The sequence below is a fragment of the Mediterraneibacter sp. 210702-DFI.3.120 genome, assembly GCF_020561005.1.
Classification (GTDB): domain Bacteria; phylum Bacillota; class Clostridia; order Lachnospirales; family Lachnospiraceae; genus Mediterraneibacter; species Mediterraneibacter faecis.
In genome coordinates this window covers 1-23,827 of the sequence record NZ_JAJCNG010000020.1, presented here as the reverse complement: position 1 = coordinate 23,827, position 23,827 = coordinate 1, and the positions used below count along the sequence as shown (strand labels likewise).

Here is a 23,827-nt window from a genome sequence, read left to right as displayed (position 1 = left end):
GAACTCGTAAAAGGCAGTTTATTGCCTGCAAAAACAATAAATGAGGAGTGAAACGTCAATGGAGAAAAACAGAATTCGTCCCATCAAAACCGGAAAAAGCTTCCGCATGAGCTATTCCAGGCAGCAAGAAGTATTGGAGATGCCTAACCTCATTGAAGTTCAGAAAGATTCCTATCAGTGGTTTCTTGACAAAGGACTGAAAGAGGTATTCGATGATATTTCCCCGATCGCAGATTACAATGGTCATCTGAGTCTGGAATTTGTGGATTTTACACTCTGCGAGGAAGATGCAAAATATACGATTGATGAGTGTAAAGAACGTGATGCAACTTATGCAGCACCTCTGAAAGTCAGAGTAAGGCTTTATAATAAGGAAACTGATGAGATTAACGAGCATGAGATCTTTATGGGAGATCTTCCGCTGATGACAAAGACAGGTACTTTTGTTATCAATGGTGCTGAGCGTGTTATCGTCAGCCAGCTTGTGCGTTCCCCGGGTATTTATTATGGAATCGCACATGATAAGTTCGGTAAGAAGCTTTATTCAGCAACTGTTATCCCGAACCGTGGAGCATGGCTGGAATATGAGACTGACTCCAATGACGTTTTCTATGTACGTGTAGACCGTACAAGAAAAGTGCCGATCACAGTTCTGATCCGTGCACTTGGAGTAGGTACAAATGCAGAAATCATTGAACTCTTTGGTGAAGAGCCAAAACTTCTTGCAAGTTTTGGAAAAGATACTTCTGAGAACTACCAGGAAGGTCTGTTAGAGCTCTATAAGAAGATCCGTCCGGGCGAGCCGCTGGCAGTAGACAGTGCAGAAAGCCTGATCACAAGCATGTTCTTTGATCCAAGACGTTATGATCTTGCCAAAGTTGGACGTTATAAGTTTAATAAGAAGCTTCTTCTTAAGAACCGTGTATCAGGACAGATCCTCGCTGAGGATGCTGTAAGTGCAATCACAGGTGAAGTTGTTGCTGAAAAGGGAACAAAGATTACTCGTGAGATTGCTGATATGATCCAGAATGCGGCAGTACCGTACATCTGGGTAGAGGGTGAAGAGACTTCCAGAAATATCAAGGTCCTTTCCAATATGATGGTTGACCTCCAGGCTGTTGTTGATATTGATCCGGCTGAGGTTGGCGTGACAGAGCAGGTATATTATCCGGTTCTTGCAGGAATCATTGAAGAATCTGCAGGTGATGTAGATGAGATGAAGAGACTGATTAAGAGAGATCTTCATGATCTGATTCCAAAGCACATCACAAAGGAAGATATTTTTGCATCTATCAACTACAACATGCATCTTGAATATGGCATGGGAAATGATGATGATATCGACCATCTGGGTAACAGACGTATCCGTGCGGTTGGAGAACTTCTTCAGAACCAGTACAGAATCGGTCTGTCCAGACTGGAAAGAGTTGTTCGTGAGAGAATGACAACACAGGATCAGGATGGTATTTCACCACAGTCCCTGATCAACATTAAGCCTGTAACAGCAGCAGTGAAGGAATTCTTCGGATCTTCCCAGCTGTCACAGTTCATGGATCAGAACAACCCGCTTGGAGAGCTGACACATAAGAGACGTCTCTCCGCACTTGGTCCTGGAGGTCTGTCAAGAGACCGTGCAGGATTCGAGGTCCGCGACGTTCACTACTCTCACTATGGAAGAATGTGTCCTATCGAGACTCCTGAAGGTCCTAACATCGGTCTGATCAACTCCCTTGCATGTTATGCGAGAATCAACGAGTATGGATTTATCGAAGCACCATACCGTAAAGTTGACAAGACAGATCCGATGAACCCGGTTGTTACAGATGAAGTTGTATATATGACTGCTGATGAAGAGGATAATTACCATGTAGCACAGGCGAATACACCTCTTGATGAAGAAGGTCATTTCATTAATAAGAACGTATCCGGTCGTTACCTTGAGGAAACACAGGACTACGAAAGAAATAAATTCGATTACATGGACGTATCACCTAAGATGGTGTTCTCCGTGGCTACAGCGTTGATTCCGTTCCTTCAGAACGATGATGCTAACCGTGCGCTGATGGGATCTAACATGCAGCGTCAGGCAGTACCGCTTCTTACAACAGAAGCTCCGGTAGTCGGAACAGGTATGGAAGTTAAGACAGCTGTTGACTCCGGTGTGGCTGAAGTTGCAGAGCAGGCTGGTGTGGTTGAAAGCTCTACATCTACAAGCATCACAATCAGACATGATGACGGAACAAAGAAAACATATAAACTGACAAAATTCCAGAGAAGTAACCAGAGCAACTGCTACAACCAGAGACCAATTGTTGACAAAGGTGAACGCGTTGAGGCAGGACAGGTTATCGCTGATGGACCGTCTACATCCGGCGGAGAGATGGCTCTTGGTAAGAACCCACTGATCGGATTCATGACATGGGAAGGTTACAACTACGAGGATGCTGTTCTCTTAAGTGAGAGACTGGTTCAGGATGATGTCTACACATCTGTTCATATTGAAGAATATGAAGCAGAAGCAAGAGATACAAAGCTCGGACCAGAAGAGATCACAAGAGACATCCCAGGTGTTGGTGATGATGCACTGAAAGATCTGGATGAGAGAGGAATCATCCGTATCGGTGCTGAGGTTCGTGCCGGAGATATCCTTGTCGGAAAAGTAACTCCAAAGGGAGAGACAGAGCTGACTGCTGAAGAGAGACTGCTTCGTGCAATCTTCGGTGAGAAAGCACGTGAGGTAAGAGATACATCTCTGAAAGTACCTCATGGAGAATATGGTATCGTAGTAGATGCCAAAGTATTTACAAGAGAAAACGGAGATGAGCTGTCACCTGGAGTAAATCAGGCAGTTCGTATTTACATCGCTCAGAAGAGAAAGATCTCCGTTGGTGATAAGATGGCCGGACGACATGGAAACAAGGGTGTTGTTTCCCGTGTACTTCCAGTAGAAGATATGCCATTCCTTCCGAATGGACGTCCTCTGGATATCGTGCTGAATCCACTGGGTGTGCCTTCCCGTATGAACATCGGACAGGTGCTCGAGATTCATCTGAGTCTTGCAGCAAAAGCACTTGGATTCAACGTATCAACTCCTGTATTCGCAGGTGCGAACGAGAACGATATCATGGATACACTGGATCTGGCAAATGATTATGTAAACCTTGAGTGGGATGAGTTCGAGAAGAAACATGGCGAAGAGCTTCGTCCGGAAGTTCTCCAGTTCCTGTCTGAGAACAGAGATCACAGAGAACTCTGGAAGGGTGTTCCGCTGTCAAGAGACGGTAAAGTTCGTCTTCGTGACGGACGTACAGGAGAGTACTTCGACAGCCCGGTAACAATCGGACACATGCATTATCTGAAACTGCATCATCTGGTAGACGACAAGATCCATGCTCGTTCTACTGGTCCTTACTCTCTCGTAACACAGCAGCCGCTGGGTGGAAAAGCTCAGTTCGGTGGACAGCGTTTCGGAGAGATGGAGGTATGGGCCCTGGAGGCTTATGGTGCATCTTATACACTGCAGGAGATCCTGACAGTGAAGTCTGACGACGTTGTAGGACGTGTGAAGACATATGAGGCAATTATTAAGGGAGAGAATATTCCTGAACCAGGAGTTCCTGAGTCATTTAAGGTTCTTCTTAAAGAGCTCCAGTCACTTGCTCTGGATGTCCGCGTACTGCGTGATGACAATACAGAGGTTAAGATCATGGAGAGCGTTGATTATGGTGAGACAGACCTGCGTCATATCATCGAAGGAGACAGAAAGTATCGTGATGAGAATGAATCTTTCGGAGATCATGGATTCACAGAGAAGGAGTTTGTCGGAGAAGAACTGGAAGATGTTGAACTGGACGAAGAGCCGGACGACAGCGATCTTGAGAACTTAAGTTTTGATGATGATGATTACCTGGGTGAGGAATAATAAGGAGGAGCCGTTTTTATGCCAAATAACAATGAACAACAATATGAACCGTTAACATTTGATGCGATTAAGATCGGCCTGGCTTCACCTGAAAAAATCCTGGAGTGGTCCAGAGGTGAGGTAACAAAGCCGGAGACCATCAACTACAGGACTTTGAAGCCGGAGAAGGACGGACTTTTCTGTGAGAGAATCTTCGGACCAAGCAAAGACTGGGAGTGTCACTGCGGTAAATACAAAAAGATCCGTTATAAGGGTGTTGTATGTGATCGCTGTGGTGTTGAGGTTACAAAGGCCAGTGTTCGTCGTGAGCGTATGGGACACATCGCTCTGGCAGCACCGGTATCCCATATCTGGTACTTCAAAGGAATTCCGAGCCGTATGGGTCTGATCCTTGACATTTCTCCAAGAACACTGGAGAGAGTACTTTACTTTGCTTCTTACATCGTGCTTGATAAGGGAGAGACAGATCTCTCTTACAAGCAGATTCTTTCAGAGGCAGAGTATCAGGAAGCAAAGGAAAAATGGGGAAGACATGCATTCCGTGTAGGTATGGGTGCTGAATCCATCAAAGAGCTTCTTGAGTCTATTGACCTTGAGAAAGAATATGCAGAACTTCAGGCAGGCTTGGAGAATGCAACAGGACAGAAGCGTGCGAGAATTGTAAAACGTCTGGAAGTTGTAGAAGCATTCCGTGAGTCCGGAAACAGACCGGAGTGGATGATCCTTACAGCTATCCCGGTTATCCCGCCGGATCTGCGTCCTATGGTACAGCTGGATGGAGGACGTTTTGCAACATCTGACCTGAATGATCTGTACAGAAGAATCATTAACAGAAATAACCGTCTGAGAAGACTCCTTGAACTGGGAGCACCAGATATTATCGTAAGAAACGAGAAGCGTATGCTTCAGGAAGCTGTTGATGCGCTGATCGATAACGGACGTCGTGGACGTCCGGTAACAGGACCTGGAAACAGAGCACTCAAGTCTCTGTCTGACATGCTGAAAGGTAAGTCCGGACGTTTCCGTCAGAACCTGCTTGGAAAACGTGTTGACTATTCAGGACGTTCTGTTATCGTCGTTGGACCAGAACTGAAGATCTATCAGTGTGGTCTGCCGAAAGAGATGGCAATCGAGCTGTTCAAGCCATTCGTTATGAAAGAGCTTGTAGCGAACGGAACAGCACACAATATCAAAAATGCAAAGAAAATGGTCGAGAGACTTCAGCCAGAGGTATGGGATGTGCTTGAAGAAGTAATCAAAGAGCATCCGGTTATGCTGAACCGTGCCCCTACTCTGCATAGACTTGGTATCCAGGCATTCGAGCCAATCCTTGTAGAAGGTAAGGCAATCAAGCTTCATCCACTGGTATGTACAGCTTACAATGCCGATTTCGATGGAGACCAGATGGCTGTCCATGTACCGCTGTCACAGGAAGCACAGGCAGAGTGCCGTTTCCTTCTTCTTTCACCAAACAACTTGCTGAAACCATCTGATGGTGGTCCGGTAGCCGTTCCTTCACAGGATATGGTACTTGGTATTTACTATCTGACTCAGCTTCGTCCTGGTGCAAAGGGAGAGGGCATGTTCTTTAAGAGCGTGAACGAGGCTATTCTTGCATACGAGAATGGATATATCACACTTCACTCACAGATTAAAGTACGTGTGACAAAGACTCTTGCAAATGGAGAAGAGAAGACAGGAACTATCGACGCAACACTTGGTCGTCTCCTGTTTAACGAGATCATTCCACAGGATCTTGGTTTTGTAGACCGTGAGGTTGAGGGAAATGAACTTAAGATGGAAATTGACTTCCATGTTGGTAAGAAACAGCTGAAGCAGATCCTTGAGAAAGTTATCAACACTCATGGAGCTACACAGACAGCAGAAGTTCTTGATGATGTTAAGGCAATCGGATACAAGTTCTCTACAAGAGCAGCTATGACAGTATCCATTTCCGATATGACTGTACCACCGCAGAAACCGCAGATGATGCAGGAAGCACAGGATACAGTAGACAAGATCACAAAGAACTATAAACGTGGTCTTATCACAGAGGAAGAGCGTTACAAAGAAGTTGTTGAGACATGGAAAGCAACTGATGATAAACTGACAGAGGCACTGCTGACAGGTCTTGATAAATACAATAACATCTTCATGATGGCAGATTCTGGAGCCCGTGGATCTGACAAGCAGATCAAACAGCTTGCAGGTATGCGTGGACTTATGGCTGATACAACAGGTCGTACAATCGAGTTGCCTATCAAGTCAAACTTCCGTGAAGGTCTTGACGTACTGGAATACTTCATGTCTGCCCATGGAGCTCGAAAAGGAATGGCCGATACAGCTCTTCGTACAGCCGATTCCGGTTACCTGACAAGACGTCTTGTAGACGTATCTCAGGAGCTTATCATTCACGATGCAGATTGTGCAAAACCGGGTCAGCCGATTCCGGGAATGTATGTATCTGCATTCATGGATGGAAATGAAGAGATTGAGAGCCTTCAGGATCGTATCACAGGAAGATTTGCTGCTGAGGATCTTAAAGATAAAGACGGAAACGTCCTTGTAAAAGCAAACCATATGATTACACCTCGTCGTGCAGAGCGCGTGATGAAGAAAGGTGTTGACGAGAACGGAAATCCTCTTGAGCAGGTTAAGATCCGTACAATTCTTACATGTAAATGTAAGAACGGTGTATGCTCCAAATGTTATGGTGCGAACATGGCAACAGGTGAGGCAGTTCAGGTTGGTGAGGCAGTCGGAATCATGGCCGCTCAGTCAATCGGAGAACCAGGTACACAGCTTACTATGCGTACATTCCATAATGGTGGAGTTGCCGGTGACGATATCACACAGGGTCTTCCTCGTGTCGAGGAGCTTTTCGAGGCAAGAAGACCTAAGGGACTTGCCATCATCACAGAGATCGCAGGACGTGCAACACTCAGTGATACAAAGAAGAAACGTGAGGTTATCGTTACAAACGAAGAGACAGGAGAATCCAAATCCTATCTTATTCCTTACGGATCACGTATCAAAGTACAGGACGGCGTTATGCTTGAAGCCGGAGATGAGCTTACAGAAGGTAGCGTAAATCCACATGATATCCTGAAAATCAAAGGACTTCGTGCAACACAGGATTATATGCTCCAGGAAGTACAGCGTGTATACCGTCTCCAGGGTGTTGAGATCAACGATAAGCATATCGAGGTTATCGTTCGTCAGATGCTGAAGAAGATCAGAATCGAAGAGAAGGGTGATACAGAGTTCCTGCCTGGAACAATGGTAGACGTTCTTGACTTCGAAGAAGTAAACGAGCAGCTTGTTGCAGAAGGAAAAGAGCCGGCTACCGGAGAGCAGATCATGCTTGGTATCACAAAGGCTTCTCTGGCAACAGAATCCTTCCTGTCAGCCGCTTCCTTCCAGGAGACAACAAAGGTTCTGACAGAAGCAGCTATCAAGGGTAAAGTTGACCATCTGGTTGGTTTGAAAGAGAACGTTATCATCGGTAAACATATTCCTGCCGGAACAGGTATGAAGAAGTACCGTGATGTAAAACTCAACACAGATATTAAGATGGAAGATGAACTGGATCTTGAAGATGATATCGATCTTGATGAGAATGTTGATCTGACAGATGAGTTCGCAGAAGAAGCTGTTGCAGACGAAAGTGCAGATGCAGTTGAAGAAGCAGTAGCAGAAACTGATGAGTCTACAGAAGAATAAGATAATTAGAGATTTATCGTAGAGATTCTTTTTCGAGTTCGGACAAAATCAGATATCGCATATAGAGTTTATTCGAATAGACAGACGTCGAGGGTTTGATGCAGGCTCCGGGTTCTGTATACAGGAAAGACTAAGAAAAACGAAAGATTACTAAGAGCAAAGCAGTGCTCGGCAAACTCGCTGCCGCTTCAGACAGTAGCCTCGCACTGCTTTAACGTAATCTTTCGTTTTTTAAGTCTTTCCAAGCACACAGAACAGTCATCTGAATCAAACCCTCAACGTCTATCTATCAGTAAGTTTTTCTGCGCTATCTGATTTCTACTCTCTCGAAAGAAGAACTTTACTTGAGAAGTAGGCGCAACGGAAATTCCCTAGAATGATATCCATATCTCAAACGTTTTTTGTAGCTAATAAAATTTAGCGTTGAAATCGTTTTTTTCAATAAACAGAAAACAGAAAATATGAGCTTCGCGGAGCTTTATGTTAGAAGATGGGTATAGGGACGCAGACGAATGTGGAGCATGCTTGCTCATACTTGAAAAACAATAGATTGCGTTAAAGAAAGGATTGACAGCTGTCTGAGCGGCAGCGAGTTTGTCAATCCTTTCTTTGCTTTTAGCAGTCTGTTGTTTTTCTTAGTATGAACAGTATGCGTAACCCTGAGTCGGCGTTCCTATGCCCATCTTCTAACAATCAACTCTCTAAAATAATATTTTCAGTTTTCGTCCATATATCAGTAAAATGATCTCTACGCTAAATCTTTAATTAGATAGTTTCACCATTTTTGTATTTCTGAAGTACATTCTGAATACGCTCATTCGGACTGAGAATCTCGCTCAGTGATCCGTCATGATTCAGAGTATCAATGATCAGAGCAATGTACTTGCTCATATCACAGTTGATATAATATGGTTTTGAAAGAAGGTTTGGTGTCTGATAGATGAGGTTTGTTGTCAGGATACCATCAATAATACCTTCTTCATAAGCTTTGTCAAACTTCTCCATTCCGTTAGTAAACAGACCAAAAGTAGCAGCGGCAAAGATACGTTTTGCTTTACGTCTCTTTAATTCTGTAGCAACTTCAATGATACTGTCTCCGGAAGAAATCATATCATCAATAATAATTACATCTTTGCCCTCTACAGAGCTTCCAAGGAACTCATGAGCAACGATAGGGTTACGTCCGTTTACAATCTGAGTGTAATCACGGCGTTTGTAGAACATACCCATATCCAGACCAAGAACGTTTGCAAGATATACAGCACGGTTTGTACCACCTTCATCCGGACTAATCGCCATCATATGTTCACTGTCGATCTGAAGATCCTTTACCTTGCGAAGAAGACCTTTGATGAACTGATAAGTTGGTGAGATTGTCTCAAATCCACTCAGCGGAATCGCATTTGATACACGAGGGTCATGAGCATCAAAAGTGATAATATTGTCAACTCCCATACGGACAAGCTCCTGAAGCGCAAGTGCGCAGTCAAGAGATTCACGGGAAGTTCTCTTATGCTGACGGCTTTCATAAAGGAATGGCATAATAACGTTAATACGGCGTCCCTTACCACCTACAGCAGCAATGATTCTCTTTAAGTTCTGAAAATGGTCATCCGGTGACATATGGTTTGTGTTTCCTGTCAGAGAGTAAGTAACATTGTAATTACATACATCGACCATCAGGTATATATCCTTTCCACGTACGGATTCTCCAAGGATACCTTTGGCTTCACCAGAACCGAAACGCGGTACGCTGGCATTAATCAGATAATTCTCTTTCTCATATCCGGAGAAAGCAACATCATTCTTGTGCTCGTGAGCGCTTTCGCGGCGCCATTTAACAAGGTAATCATTTACCTTATTTCCAAGCTCTTCACAGCCAAGTAAAGGAATGATTCCAAGGCTTCCTACTGGTATGTTCTCCAAGATACGTTCTGAACGACTTAACATGAGTCATAATCCTCCTAATGTTCTAACTTCTTTTTAATACGTATATCATCACCGACTATTTTCAACAGACTATATCTGCTTGTAATTCTGGAGAAAGAACGCTCAGTATAAAGATCAGCGAGCGACTCCAAAGAAAGGTTTGTTGAAATAATCGTTGATTTCCGATGCAGCAGCCTTTCATTGATGCAAGTAAAAAACTGTGATGCAATAAAGGCGTTTGTGTACTCTGTACCAAGATCATCAATAATAAGCAGATCACAGTCAAAAATGTATTCACACATGTTATGTGCATCAATGTCATTTTTGTCAAATGCATTCTTGGCAAGAGTATTAAAAAGCTGTGGAGCAGAAAAATATAAAACAGAATATTCTCTGTTCATAATCTCTTTTGCGATACAGGTGGAGAGAAAGGTTTTCCCAACACCGACATCTCCATAGAAAAAGAGATTGTTAAACTCTGTACCAAAGCTGTCGATAAAATGATGGCAGATGCGCAAAGTATCTTCCATCATGGAACGAGAAGAACGTCCCGTTTTCTTATCGTAATGTGAAACCGGATAATAGTCAAGTCTGAAATTGCTAAAATCTGCTTCTACAGGGAATTTTTTAATATTTGACTGGTCATAAAGCAATCCAATGATCGCTTTTTTGAAACAATGGCATTTTTTATTACCAATGTATCCAGTGTCTTTACAATCCGGACAGTCGTAAACCGGCTCCAGATAATCTTCTGGGAAGCCGGCTGATTTGAGCAGATGAATCTTACGATTACGTAATTCTGCAAGATCTTTCTTTAAAGCATCAACTGCACTGGTATCTCCATCAAGTAGTTTCTTTCCATGCTGAATAGACAGTGAGGCAATGGAGTCATCAAGTGTTTTGAATTCAGGGAGCTTTTTATAGACTTCTTCATACCGGGCCACCTGAATGTCATGGCTATGTAATTGTTTCTGCTCATATTTACGCATGATTGCATGGTACTGTGAATTTTTTAATCCCATGAAAAGACTCCTTTTAAATTCTCTTAAAAATAATTGATCTTCTAAACTATTGTTTTTTCATTAGTTGCTCTTTAAAAGCTGCTCTTCCAGAGAATCCATGTCGTAGGAACGTCTCTCAAAATTATTCAGATTTCTTGTGACATTCTTTGGTTTTGTGACAGGACTTCTATGTAAGGAACGTTCTTTCTGGAATTCATGATCTAAGGCATTGATATCAGTCAGATGATGAATATTGCATTCATACCATTTTGTGAGAATGGAGTCAGCATATTCAAAACTTGGCTGATGTGTGGCAGAGATTGTTCTGCGGCAGGCTTCCTGAATGATGTCAGCGGAAAATCCATAAGTATCAGCCCATTTATTAATATATTCCAGTTCGGAAGAGGCAGGTCCTCTGTTCTTAATGCCGAATGCATTCAAAACCGTGTAGCAGTTACGGCTGTATGCAGCAGCCTGTTCTTTTGCCTGTGATATAGTTTCAACTCCGTTCTCTACCCAGGAAATGGCAACCTTCTGGATATAATGCATACTCTTATGTCCGTTCTCTACACAGGATTCAATCAGATATTCAATCAAATCAGCAGACATATGTAGCGTATCATAGAAGTAAGTAATTGTGTCGACATCCGTATGCGTCAGTGTCTTGCCAAGGTACTGTTCTGTGATAAACAGGAGAGACTTGATCTCCTTCTGGGCACGGAATGTATCAAGAGGAACCGCATTGGAAACAGGAGTCTGGATACTGCTTTCTACCGGTGCAGAAACAGCTTCTGAGCGGAACTCTGTTACCGGAGCTACCGGAGTCTGAGTTGGAATTGAATCCTGTGGATAGCCTGATGCACAGCTGGAAAAATCAGTTGTATCTCCACAAGTATTCTCTTCTTCATCGCGAAGAAATTCAACGGCAGTGATTCCACCGTCCGGTCCGTGTCCAAGTCTGAGAAGACCGACAGATTCCCAGTAACGGAAAGCGCGAAGAACATCGTTCTCTGTATTATTCAGATAATCTGCGATCATGGAGATGCTCAGAGAAGATGCAGCATCCTCAACATGGCGGAGAAGAAAAAGGTATACTTTTACAAACTCTCCGTTCGCATTCGCCATATAATGATCTACAAAGCTGTTCGGCAGCATTGTCATATTCATCTGAAAATTATTCTTTAAAACCAAAGTCTTCATAACTTATCCTGCTTTCTCTATGTATTAACCAATTGCCACTTGCTCTGTCTGATGAGGGGCAACCTGAAATCTATATCTTCTTCTCTTTAGTGTGAATATTATAACATCATATGAGAATCTTAAAAAGAATTTTCGAGTGGGTAACTAGGACTTTTTTGTAGATAACTATGTGGAGAAAATGTGGATAAAGTGTGGAAAAGTTCACATGCATGTGGATATCTATGTGAACTTTTCCACAGAATAGTTTAGCAAAGTTATTGAGAAAGCCTTATTTTAAAATGTCTTCGCCGATTTTGACAACATCTCCGGCTCCCATTGTGATCAGGAGATCTCCGGATTTGCAGTTTTCTTTAAGGAAAGCTTCTATTTCTTCAAAACTTGGAAGGTAATGTGCATCTGTTCCAAGTTTGCGCGCTTCCTCTGCAAGACCGGCAGAAGAAACTCCGAGAGTATCTGTCTCACGAGCTGCATAGATATCTGCAAGCACCAGATGATCCGTGTGAGAAAGAGCTTCTGCAAATTCATGGAAGAAAGCCTTTGTTCTCGTATAAGTATGTGGTTGGAAGACACACCATACCTGATTGTGTGGGTAGTGCTGTGCAGCCTTCAGAGTAGCGGCAATCTCTGTCGGATGATGTGCATAATCATCGACAACAGTTACACCGTTAAATGTTCCCTTGTATTCGAAACGACGGTCTGTTCCGCTGAAAGAAAGAATTCCCTTTTTAATTGTTTCCATTGGAATCTGAAGCAGTTCAGCAGTAGCAATAGATGCAAGTGCATTTGACACATTATGATCACCTGTTACAGAAAGCTGGATATGGTCAACCGCTTTTCTGTTCTTTATAAGATCAAATGCAACAAGCCCTTTTTCATCATAAGTGATGTTAGCAGCACTGTAGTCAAGCATATCAGAAGAACCATAAGTGATCACATTACAGTCAAGACCTTCATAAATCTCCTGATAATTGTCGATATCACCATTGATGATCAAAGTTCCATCAGAAGGAAGAAGTGCCGCAAACTGATGGAAAGAATGTCTGATGTCTTCGAGATCCTTGAAGAAGTCCAGATGATCTTCCTCAATATTGAGAATGACACTGATCTTCGGATAAAAATGAAGGAAACTGTTTGTATATTCACAGGCTTCTGTGATAAAAGTCTCGGATTTTCCAACGCGGATGTTACCACCGATCGCCTTGAGGATACCGCCGACAGAAATTGTAGGATCCAGATCGGCTGCAAGTAAAATATGAGAGATCATGGATGTAGTAGTAGTTTTTCCATGAGTACCGGATACAGCGATCGGTGTCTTGTAATTTTTCATCAGCTGTCCAAGCAGCTCTGCGCGTGTAAGCATTGGAATTTTGCGGGCAACAGCTTCCATAAGCTCCGGATTAGCTTTATTGATCGCAGCAGTGTATACAACACAGTCAATTCCGTCAGAAATGTTCTCGGCACACTGTCCGTAATGGATGATGGCACCTTCAGACTCCAGCTTTTTTGTGAGTGGAGACTCCTTTGAATCTGAACCGGATACAGTAAATCCTTCTTCCAGAAGAATCTCAGCAAGACCGCTCATACTGATTCCGCCAATTCCAATAAAATGAATATGTATCGGCTTTTCAAAATTGATTTTATACATTGAGATACGCCCTTTCTTTAATAGATTTTATAAAATAACTTGTGATTTTAGTCATAAATCTTCTATATCGTTTATATTATACTATATATCGAAAAAAAAGAAAGAAGATCTTTTTGGTAGAAATTGATAAAAAGGAGAAAAAAGTATGAAAAAAATTGTAAAATATGTTTGTTATTTCTAAATATATGGTATAATGATTTTAGCTTACTTGAAATGAGGTGACGTAATGTATAAGAAGGAAATGATTGCCATGCTGCTGGCGGGTGGACAGGGCAGTCGACTTGGAGTACTTACATCAAAAGTTGCAAAACCAGCAGTTGCTTTTGGTGGAAAGTACCGTATTATTGATTTCCCGCTTAGCAACTGTATTAACTCGGGAATCGATACGGTTGGTGTACTGACACAGTATCAGCCGCTTCGCCTGAATACACATATTGGAATTGGAATTCCGTGGGATCTGGACCGCAACGTTGGAGGGGTATCAGTTCTCCCACCATATGAGAAGAGTACAAACAGTGAGTGGTATACAGGAACAGCGAATGCCATTTATCAGAATCTGAATTACATAGAGACTTATAATCCGGACTATGTACTGATTCTTTCAGGAGATCATATTTATAAGATGGATTATGAAGTGATGCTTGATTTCCACAAGGCAAACGATGCTGATGTGACAATTGCAGCGATGCCGGTGCCGATGGAAGAAGCAAGCCGTTTCGGAATTGTAGTGACAGATCAGGACAGCAGGATCAAAGAATTTGAAGAGAAGCCTGAGAAGCCAAGCAGTAATCTGGCATCAATGGGAATCTATATCTTTAGCTGGCCGGTTCTTAAAGAGGCACTTATCAAGCTGAAAGACCAGCCAAATTGTGATTTCGGAAAACATATTATTCCATATTGTCATGAAAAAGGGGACAGGCTGTTTGCATATGAGTACAACGGATACTGGAAAGATGTTGGAACACTCAGCTCTTATTGGGAAGCGAATATGGAACTGATCGATATCATTCCGGAGTTTAATCTTTATGAAGAATTCTGGAAGATCTATACGAACAGTGCGAACATTCCTCCACAGTATATTGCAGAGAATGCTGTTGTAGACAGATGTATCATTGCAAACGGAACAGAAATTTACGGAGAAGTCCACAGTTCTGTTATTGGAGGAAGTGTTACTGTAGGAAAGGGCAGCGTAGTCCGTGACTCGATTATTATGCAGGGAGTTACAATCGGAGAAAACTGCGTGATCGAGAAAGCAATCATAGCAGAAGACACGGTAATTGGAAATGATGTTTCTATCGGAATCGGAAGTGAAGTTCCGAATAAGATGAAACCGAATATTTACAGCGGTGGACTGGCTACGATCGGAGAGAATTCAGTGATTCCGGGAGGAGTACAGATTGGAAAGAATACCGCCATCAGTGGAGTGACATCATCCGAGGATTACATAGATGGAGTACTTGCAAGCGGTGAGACATTGATAAAGGCAGGTGACAGAGTATGAGAGCAGTAGGAATAATTTTAGCCGGCGGTAACAGCAGAAAGATGAAAGAGCTGACTTCAAGACGTGCGGCAGCAGCAATGCCGGTTGCCGGAAGCTATCGCGCAATTGACTTTACATTAAGTAATATGACAAACTCTCATATCCAGAAAGTTGCTGTGCTGACACAGTACAATGCCCGTTCTTTGAATGAGCATCTGAATTCCTCCAAATGGTGGGATTTCGGAAGAAAACAAGGTGGATTATATGTATTCACACCTACGATCACAGATGATAATGGTTACTGGTACAGAGGAACAGCAGATGCGATTTATCAGAATCTGGATTTCCTGAGAAGATGTCATGAACCTTATGTAATCATTACATCAGGTGATGCAGTCTATAAGATGGATTATAATAAAGTGCTGGAATATCATATTGCGAAGAAAGCAGATATCACTGTTGTTTGTAAAGAACTTGGAGCAGGAGAAGATGCGACAAGATTCGGAACCGTTAAGATGAATGAATCTTGCAGAATCGAAGAATTTGAAGAAAAACCGATGATTGCAAGATCACAGACAATCTCTACAGGAATTTATGTGATCCGCAGAAGACTGCTGATCGATCTTGTAGAACAATGTGCGGAAGAAGAGAGACATGATTTCGTAAATGATATCCTGATCCGTTATAAGAATGTAAAGAAGATTTATGGTTATAAGATTGAAAGCTATTGGAATAATATTTCAACAGTAGATGCATATTACAAGACGAATATGGATTTCCTGAAACCGGAAGTGAGAAAATATTTCTTCAAGGATCTGCCAAGTGTATATTCTAAGGTGAGTGATCAGCCACCGGCAAAATATAATCCGGGTGCGATCGTGAAGAACAGTCTGGTTGGAAGTGGAAGTATTATTAATGGAACGATAGAGAACTCAGTTATTTTCAAGAAAGTATTTGTTGGAAATAATTGCGTGATCAAGAACTCTATCATATTGAATGATGTATATCTTGGAGATAATACATACATTGAGAACTGTATTGTAGAGAGCAGGGATACGATCCGTGCGAATACAAGACATGTAGGGGAAGACGGAATTAAAATAGTTATTGAAAAGAATGAAAGATATGCATTATAAGCCAAGATAAGCACAAAAACCCTGAAAAAGGGTGTTCATATTCCGTGATAATGCAAAAGAGAAAGGGGAACTGTAATATGCAGATTACAGATGTACGTGTACGTAAAGTTGCGAAAGAGGGAAAGTTAAAAGCAGTAGTATCTATCACAATTGATGAGGAGTTTGTTGTTCATGATATCAAAGTGATCGAAGGTGAAAAGGGGCTTTTCATTGCAATGCCAAGTAAAAAAGCATTAGATGGTGAGTATCGTGATATCGCACATCCGATCAATTCAGGAACAAGAGAACGAATTCAGTCAACAATTCTTGCAAGATATCAGCAGGCACTTGAAGAAGAGCCGGAGCCGTTGGTTGTTGACGAGATGTAGGGTATTGTGGTGCTGCTCTTATTTGGATAAATGACAGGTAAAGGCAGGGCTAATACAATAGATAGGAAACAGGCGAAAGGAAAAGTGCAGTGATTGCCCGATCACTGCACTTTTCCTTTTTGTCTTATAAATGAAAAACCATTTTTTCACCGGTTGTCGGATGTGTGAATTCCAGTCGACAGGCACAAAGCATTAACTGTCGTGAAGTGCATGCGGCAGTGCCATATTTCCGATCCCCGATCAGAGGGTGCCCGGCATGTGCAAACTGCACGCGGATCTGATGATGACGCCCGGTATCCAGATGAATTTCCAGTTGGGAAAAAGGTTCACCAGAAGGAAGTGTATCTGTATGGATTACTTTATAATGAAGTCGTGCATATTTTGCATCAGGCACATTTTCTTCACAGACACGGGAGGTGTTGGTTCGTCCGTCTTTTACAAGATAGTCTTCCAGAGTTCCTTCGTTGTGTTCGAAAATGCCTAAAGCCTGTGCACGGTAATATTTCCCAAAACCAGATGCGGTAAGCTGGCGGGAAAGTTCCTTTGCGGCAGCAGGTGTTTTTGCAAAAACAAGAAGTCCTTCTACCGGTTGGTCCAGCCGATGGATGACAGCAAGATAAGGTTCGCGTGAAGCGGTTTTTTTAGCAGTATTTTTTATCAGATGATTTTTTAAAATACTGACCATATCTTTTGTGCCAATGCGGCTGCTCTGGGTAGGAACTCCAGCAGGTTTATGACAGATGATAATATCCTTGTCCTCATATATTATTTCAGGGGTAAGTGATGAAATCATAGTTGTATCCTTCTTTCTTGACAATCGCTAAAGTTGCGTCTAAACTGAGAATTAATAATGTTATAATGATACATGATGCAAACGAATCAGGTCAAGCTTTTAAGGAGAACATCAATGAATAATGACTGGGAACATTTTGGAGAAGAGATAAAGCAGACGATACAGGATGCAATTGATACAAAGGATTACAGCAGACTGAATCAGATGGTGTCGGATACAGTGAACCATGCGATGGACTGTGTCTCAGCAGGAATTAAAAACGGTGGATGGTACAGAGATCCGAAGACAGGACAGCCATTATATGGAAATACAAAGAATGCCGGAAACAGGTCAGGTGCAGAAAACCAGAGATATTGTCCGGTACCGGTAAGCCCAAGATATCTCAAAGGAACTTCGGTAAAGATCGGCGGAACTTTTCTGGCAGCGACAGGAGCTGTATTTGGATTGACTTCTGTTATTTTCCTTATCATCACTTTGATTGGGAGTGTGATCACAGCGTTTGATGTAGTCAGTGGTCTGATTATTGGAATTTTTGCAGTTGCTTTTATATCTTTTGCAGTGATGACTTATGTAGGAGTGGATATGGTACGTACGGTGGGAAGGTTTCGCCAATATGTATCTGTTCTGAGAGACCGGGAATTTTGTGATATTAAGGAAATTGCTTCTGCGACAGGGCGAGATGTCAGAAAGGTTCTGAAAGATGTGAAAAAAATGATTACAAAAGGCTGGTTCTGTCAGGGACATCTGGATGAGAAAGAATCCTGCCTGATGGTCAGTGAACATGCATGGAATCAGTATACAGCTCTTATGGAAGACATGAAACAGCGCAAGGCAGAGGAGCAGGCTGCTCAGAAAAAGATGCGGGAAGAGTATGACAGACTTTCACCGGAAGTACAGAAGATCGTACAGGCAGGAGATGAATATGTGAGAAGGATCAAGGCAGCGAATGACGCAATTCCGGGAGAAGTGATTTCGGCAAAGATTTCCCGCATGGAACTGCTCGTGGATCGTATTTTTGACCGCGTGGAGCAGAATCCGGATTCTGTGAATGATATGCGAAGAATGATGGATTATTATCTTCCGACAACGATGAAACTTCTTGAAGCGTATGAAGAGCTGGATGCACAGCCGGTACAGGGAGAAAATATCATTTCTTCCAAGAAAGAGATTGAAGATACGATAGATACATTGAATATTGCATTTGAAAAATTACTGGACAGCCTGTTCCAGGATACAGCATGGGATGTATCTTCAGATATTTCAGTACTTCATACAATGCTTGCGCAGGAAGGTCTGACAGAAGACGGGCTGAAGAAGTAATGATATCACAAACAGACAATGAATCAAAACAGTTACAAACAGAAATGGAGGATTACTATGAGTGATGCATTCAAGGATGTAAGTACAGTGCCGACACTGACACTGGAACCGTTTCAAGCGGAAGAAGAAAAGAAACCGGCGGTGCAGCCGGAAGAACCGAAGCTGGATGATACGATTCTGACAGAAGAAGAGCGCAGAATGGTAGATGCATTTGCACAGCAGATCGATCTGACGAATTCTTCTATGATTCTTCAGTATGGCGCAGGTACACAGAAAAAGATGGCAGATTTCTCAGAAAGTGCTTTGGAAAATGTGAAGTCAAAGGATCTGGGAGAAGTTGGTACACTGCTTACGAATGTTGTAACTGAACTGAAGAGCTTTGATGAAGAAGAGAGCAAAGGATTTCTTGGAATATTTAAGAAAGCATCGAATAAAGTTGAATCTATGAAAGCAAAGTATTCGAAAGCCGAAGAAAATGTGAATCAGATCGTGAAAGCACTGGATAACCATCAGGTGCAGCTGCTGAAAGATGTTGCGATACTCGATAAAATGTATGATCTGAATCTTACTTATTTTAAAGAGCTTTCTATGTACATTCTTGCAGGAAAGAAAAAACTGGAAGAAGTAAGAAGCACACAGCTTGCTGAATTGATGAGCAAAGCTCAGGTAAGCGGCCTCCCGGAAGATGCGCAGGCAGCAAAAGATCTGGATTCGATGTGCAACCGTTTTGAAAAGAAGTTACATGATCTTGAACTGACGAGAATGATCTCCATCCAGACCGCACCACAGATCCGTCTGGTTCAGAATAATGATACACAGATGGTAGAGAAGATCCAGTCTACAATCGTGAATACAATTCCGTTGTGGAAGAGTCAGATGATTCTCGCACTTGGAGTAGAACATTCTTCACAGGCGGCGGCGGCACAGAGACAGGTGACGGATATGACAAATGAACTGTTGAAGAAGAATGCGGAGACATTAAAAATGTCCACGATTGAGACTGCAAAAGAGTCTGAAAGAGGAATTGCAGATCTCGAGACATTGAAAGCAACAAATGAATCACTGATCTCTACATTGGATGAAGTGATGAACATTCAGAGAGAAGGAAGAGAAAAACGCCGGGAAGCGGAGGTGGAACTTCGCAATATGGAAAATGAATTGAAAGCAAAGCTTCTGGAAATCAGAGGATAAAGCTTTTTGGCTTGACAGCGGGTGTTTTATCAGTTAGAATTTCATTTGATAACTGACGTTGAACGGGAATAGTAGATACGCAGCATGCTTCAGAGAGAAGGCGGCAGGTGAGAGCCTTTGCATTACGGTATGGAACCGGCCCGGGAGTCTCTGTATGAAAGTACAGCGTAGGTCCTGCGTTAAAGGAGAAGAAAGTGAATGCAGATACAGAGATCATTTGTGTTGGTTTTGATTATAGAATGGATGTATTGCATTAATTAGGGTGGTACCGCCGGAGATATTCGGTCCCTATCGTGGGGATGCGATATCCCGGCGATTTTTTATATTAAAGTAAAAGCAAACTGCTGTCAGGGGACAGCAATGCAAAAAAACAAAAAGGAGAAGAACAATGGCAAAGAAATTAGTACAGAATATCACTGCCAGAGAAGAAGATTTTGCTCAGTGGTATACAGACGTTGTGCGTGAAGCAAAACTGTGTGATTATTCAGGTGTTAAAGGATGTATGAACTACCTTCCGAACGGATATGCTCTGTGGGAGAATATTCAGAAGAACCTGGATGCACGTTTCAAAGAGACAGGAGTAGAGAATGTATACCTTCCGGTTATGATCCCGGAAAGCCTTCTTCAGAAAGAAAAGGATCATATCGAAGGATTTGCACCGGAAGTTGCATGGGTAACACATGGTGGACTGGAAGAACTTCAGGAAAGATTCTGTATCCGTCCTACATCTGAGACACTGTTCTGTGATGTATGGAGCAAGACAGTTCAGTCTTACCGTGATCTTCCTAAGGTGTGGAATCAGTGGTGTTCCGTTCTTCGTTGGGAGAAGACAACAAGACCATTCCTTCGTTCCAGAGAGTTCCTGTGGCAGGAAGGACATACAATCCATGCAACATACGAAGAAGCAGAAGAGCGTACAAAACAGATGTGGAGAGTCTACAGAGACTTTGCACAGGATGTTCTTGCAATCCCGGTAGTTTCCGGACGTAAGACAGAGAGTGAGAAATTCGCAGGAGCACAGGATACTTATACAATCGAAGCGCTGATGCATGACGGAAAAGCACTCCAGTCAGCAACAAGCCACTTCTTCGGAAGTTCATTCCCAAGTGCATTCGGTATTCAGTATTCAGATAAGAATAACGAACTTCATGAAGTATACGAGACATCCTGGGGACTGTCTACAAGAATCATCGGTGCGCTGATCATGGTACACGGAGATGACAGTGGACTTGTTATTCCACCGAGAATCGCACCGGTGCAGACAATGATTATTCCGATCGCTCAGCATAAAGAAGGTGTTCTTGATAAGGCAAATGAACTTGTTGATACACTGAAGGCAGCAGGATATAAAGTGAAAATCGACGATTCTGACAAAGCACCTGGATGGAAGTTCAGCGGACAGGAGATCCTTGGAATCCCGACACGTATCGAGATCGGACCGAAAGACATCGAGAACAATCAGGCAGTTATCGTACGCCGTGATACAAGAGAGAAGATCGTTGTTTCTCTGGATGAACTTACAACAAAACTTGCCGAAGTTCTTGAGACAATGCAGAACGATATGTTCGAAAGAGCAAAAGCATTCCTTGATTCTCATATCAATGAAGCAACAACAATGGATGAGATGAATGAGAAGTTCAATGAGAACCTTGGATTCATCAAAGCAATGTGGTGTGGAGACGAAGCCTGTGAAGATGAGATCAAAGCTCAGACAGGCGGTGCTACATCAAGATGTATTCCGGAAGAGGAAGAACATCTTTCAGATGTATGTGTATGTTGCGGAAAACCGGCGAAGCATATGGTATACTGGGGCAAGGCATACTAATTCATTTCGTTGAAAATAAAGAAGAGATTTACTTTCATAGTTGCTAGAAAAAAGAATTTGATTTAATAACAAATTTTATATCTAATTTTCGATTATCCGCATAAACACTATACTTTCAAGTATTTTGAAGTATAGAAAAAACTCATTTTACCACGAATTTACCACGATTGAATGAGCCTTGATATGACCTATAAAATAACACCCAAAAGACATCATTACACCTAAATGGTGTCTTTTTAAAAAGCAGTCAATCCTAAGACTAACTGCTTTGTGTGTATGGATATGAAATTGTCAAACTGGGATTTGTCTTACAACAATTTATATATGCATAAAAAGCAATATATTTATGAAAACACCCTAAATCCAAAATCTACTCAATTCATTTTTCCTTACATAAAATGTTCTCGTATATTTCACTTCCTCACCAAGTGTTTCCCCTATCAAAACTTCAAAATCATTGATATCAAATTCTGGAAAGAATGTATCTCCATCTTCAATATTTAAATCTACTTCTGTGATATACATTTTATCTACTATTTGCAAAGCTTCCTTAAATAGTCCATATCCACCAGATATGTATACATCTCGTCCTTTAGCCAATAATAATGCATCTTCTAATGATTTAACTGAAACTAAATTATCTCCTTGATACTCTGTTGTGGTGGAAACAACAATATTCATTCTATTAGGCAACGGATGACCGATTTCTTCATAAGACTTTCGCCCCATAATAACCACATTACCCGTTGTTAACTCTCTAAATTGCTTTTGTTCTCCCTTTATTTTCCATGGTATATTACCATTCTTGCCTATAACATTATTCTTTGACCTCGCAACAATCAAACCTATCATCTATTTCATCCTCCATAATATGATGTCGTACCTGTGATTCCATCAAGTGCACCACATCTTAACAAACTCAAAATTATCTCGAACTAACCAGCTCGACAAATTCTAGTTTGCCGAAATATATTTCTAACTTTCCCTATTTTACAGGCTTTCCAGCCTGTGCATTAGCGAAACGATATGTATTTTCCCTTATTTTTGCCCTTATGAGATAATCGTAAGGGAAATAAGGGAAAGTTTTATTTAGTCATTGCCTGCCACTTTATCAAGTAACCTTGCAGATTCCCGCTTGGCTTTTCTTGTAGAGTGTGCATAGACATTCATGGTGGTACTGACATCTGAGTGCCCTAACAGTTCCTGCACATCCTTTGGTGCTGCTCCATTTGCCAGAAGGTTGCTTGTGTAGGTGTGTCGCAACTGGTGAAAATGAAATCCTTCAAATCCATCCAGTTTCTGAGCAATCTTCCTGCAAACAATTCCTAACGTGCTTGGCAGTTCCAAACTTCCATCCGGTCTTAAGCAGACAAAGGATATTTCCTTATAATCTTCTGGAACATTCTCTGTTCCGTCCAGATGATAGAACTCATAGTAAACTCTGTTTTTGTCTTTTACTTCTCTGTAGTAGTTTTTATGGTAAAGTTCTCCGTACTGCATTCGGTTTTTAAGTTGTTCCTTTCGGGCATTGCGAAGAATCTCTGCCAGTGTATCTCCAAAATCAACAATCCTTACCTTTTTTCGTTTGGTTGGTCCGATGATATTCTTGTGCCTTGAACCATCATATCGGATACTGCGTCTGATTGTAAGGCACTGTTCTTCAAGATTCACGTCCTGCCATGCCAGACCACAGGCTTCACCGATACGAAGTCCTGCATAATAAGCTATCTGGATTGGAAGTATTGCCGGTGGATTGTAATTCTGTAGAAATTCAATCAGTCTTTCATAATCCTCTCGTGGAATTGGCTGTATATCGCCATCCATGTCATCATCGGAAAACAGGTCAACCTCATCCGTCTGGTATTTCAGCTTAATATACTGCATCGGATTGAAAGTGATATATTGCTTTGGTGATACTGCAAATCGGAATGACTGCTGTAATACTGCCGAGAAAGAACGAATGTAATCTTTGCTATAACCTTTTCTTTCTGAACCATCTGGATAAGTGCCACCAAAGGAAAGCAGATTGAAGAAGGCTTGTAAATGCTCAGATGTTACATTTTTCAACTTTCTCTCTGAAATTGGATGCTTCTTGATGTTGGTAATGGCACCGAGGTAATTCTGGACTGTCCCATTACTGAGCGTACCGGTCTTTAATTCTTCCTCTGCCCATATATCAAGTAATTCTCCAATTGTAATATTTTCCGACTTTGCAATGAATTTCTTGCTTTCGTAATCGTCCATTGCCTGACGGAGCAGTTTTTCCGTTTCACTTTTACTTTCTGTTCCAGCGT

The 23,827-nt window shown here is 42.1% G+C and carries 15 protein-coding genes and 1 other annotated feature; of the genes, 8 read left to right on the top strand and 7 right to left on the bottom strand.

Features of this window, described 5'->3' with window-relative positions; translation table 11 throughout:
* Positions 1-58 precede the first annotated feature (58 nt).
* Both rpoB and rpoC read left to right on the top strand, forming a co-directional pair.
* Positions 59-3,922, top strand: coding sequence for a DNA-directed RNA polymerase subunit beta (gene rpoB, locus LI162_RS10970; RefSeq protein ID WP_226901221.1), 3,864 nt, complete (start codon positions 59-61; stop codon positions 3,920-3,922).
* Positions 3,923-3,940: 18 nt separating this feature from the next.
* Complete coding sequence (rpoC, locus tag LI162_RS10965) at positions 3,941-7,645, top strand: DNA-directed RNA polymerase subunit beta' (protein WP_055157758.1); 3,705 nt, start codon at positions 3,941-3,943, stop codon at positions 7,643-7,645.
* Between the two features lie 765 nt (positions 7,646-8,410).
* Here rpoC and LI162_RS10960 read toward each other — a convergent pair.
* From LI162_RS10960 to murC, 4 genes are all read right to left on the bottom strand, one after another.
* Positions 8,411-9,595: a ribose-phosphate pyrophosphokinase gene (locus LI162_RS10960; RefSeq protein ID WP_020437206.1), complete on the bottom strand. Its 1,185-nt coding sequence runs from the start codon at positions 9,593-9,595 to the stop codon at positions 8,411-8,413.
* Positions 9,596-9,609: 14 nt separating this feature from the next.
* A complete protein-coding gene (locus LI162_RS10955) occupies positions 9,610-10,596 on the bottom strand; it encodes an ATP-binding protein (protein ID WP_015528668.1) in 987 nt (328 codons plus the stop codon).
* Between the two features lie 60 nt (positions 10,597-10,656).
* Complete coding sequence (locus LI162_RS10950) at positions 10,657-11,775, bottom strand: DnaD domain protein (protein WP_055157754.1); 1,119 nt, start codon at positions 11,773-11,775, stop codon at positions 10,657-10,659.
* Between the two features lie 268 nt (positions 11,776-12,043).
* Positions 12,044-13,420 (bottom strand): UDP-N-acetylmuramate--L-alanine ligase, encoded by a 1,377-nt coding sequence (gene murC, locus LI162_RS10945; RefSeq protein ID WP_227156605.1) that lies wholly within the window; start codon positions 13,418-13,420, stop codon positions 12,044-12,046.
* Between the two features lie 226 nt (positions 13,421-13,646).
* Between murC and LI162_RS10940 the strand changes: the two genes are divergently transcribed.
* From LI162_RS10940 to spoVG, 3 genes are all read left to right on the top strand, one after another.
* Entirely contained in the window at positions 13,647-14,921 is a 1,275-nt protein-coding gene (locus tag LI162_RS10940; protein ID WP_227156603.1) for a glucose-1-phosphate adenylyltransferase, read from the top strand.
* Positions 14,918-16,036: a glucose-1-phosphate adenylyltransferase subunit GlgD gene (glgD, locus tag LI162_RS10935; RefSeq protein WP_020437201.1), complete on the top strand. Its 1,119-nt coding sequence runs from the start codon at positions 14,918-14,920 to the stop codon at positions 16,034-16,036. The genes LI162_RS10940 and glgD overlap by 4 nt, the downstream gene beginning before the upstream one ends.
* 77 nt (positions 16,037-16,113) lie before the next feature.
* A complete protein-coding gene (gene spoVG / locus LI162_RS10930) occupies positions 16,114-16,404 on the top strand; it encodes a septation regulator SpoVG (protein WP_055147886.1) in 291 nt (96 codons plus the stop codon).
* Between the two features lie 124 nt (positions 16,405-16,528).
* On the opposite strand, the gene LI162_RS10925 is transcribed toward spoVG, so the two are convergent.
* Positions 16,529-17,197, bottom strand: a complete 669-nt coding sequence (locus LI162_RS10925) for an RluA family pseudouridine synthase (protein ID WP_020437199.1) — start codon at positions 17,195-17,197, stop codon at positions 16,529-16,531.
* A gap of 114 nt (positions 17,198-17,311) precedes the next feature.
* On the opposite strand from LI162_RS10925, the gene LI162_RS10920 reads away from it, so the two are divergent.
* The 3 genes from LI162_RS10920 (at position 17,312) to proS (ending at position 21,533) form a co-directional block, all read left to right on the top strand.
* Positions 17,312-18,517 (top strand): 5-bromo-4-chloroindolyl phosphate hydrolysis family protein, encoded by a 1,206-nt coding sequence (locus LI162_RS10920; protein WP_020437198.1) that lies wholly within the window; start codon positions 17,312-17,314, stop codon positions 18,515-18,517.
* A 57-nt stretch (positions 18,518-18,574) separates the two neighbouring features.
* Positions 18,575-19,708, top strand: coding sequence for a toxic anion resistance protein (locus tag LI162_RS10915; protein WP_227156601.1), 1,134 nt, complete (start codon positions 18,575-18,577; stop codon positions 19,706-19,708).
* Positions 19,709-19,757: 49 nt separating this feature from the next.
* Positions 19,758-20,001, top strand: a binding site (T-box leader).
* Positions 20,002-20,096: 95 nt separating this feature from the next.
* Positions 20,097-21,533, top strand: a complete 1,437-nt coding sequence (gene proS, locus LI162_RS10910; protein ID WP_015528678.1) for a proline--tRNA ligase — start codon at positions 20,097-20,099, stop codon at positions 21,531-21,533.
* Positions 21,534-21,890: 357 nt separating this feature from the next.
* Here proS and dfrF read toward each other — a convergent pair whose 3' ends face one another.
* Together dfrF and LI162_RS10900 are read right to left on the bottom strand one after the other, a co-directional pair.
* Positions 21,891-22,385, bottom strand: coding sequence for a trimethoprim-resistant dihydrofolate reductase DfrF (dfrF, locus tag LI162_RS10905; protein WP_002322211.1), 495 nt, complete (start codon positions 22,383-22,385; stop codon positions 21,891-21,893).
* 237 nt (positions 22,386-22,622) lie between these two features.
* The coding region (locus LI162_RS10900; protein ID WP_227156599.1) for a tyrosine-type recombinase/integrase at positions 22,623-23,827 on the bottom strand (1,205 nt) is incomplete at its 5' end.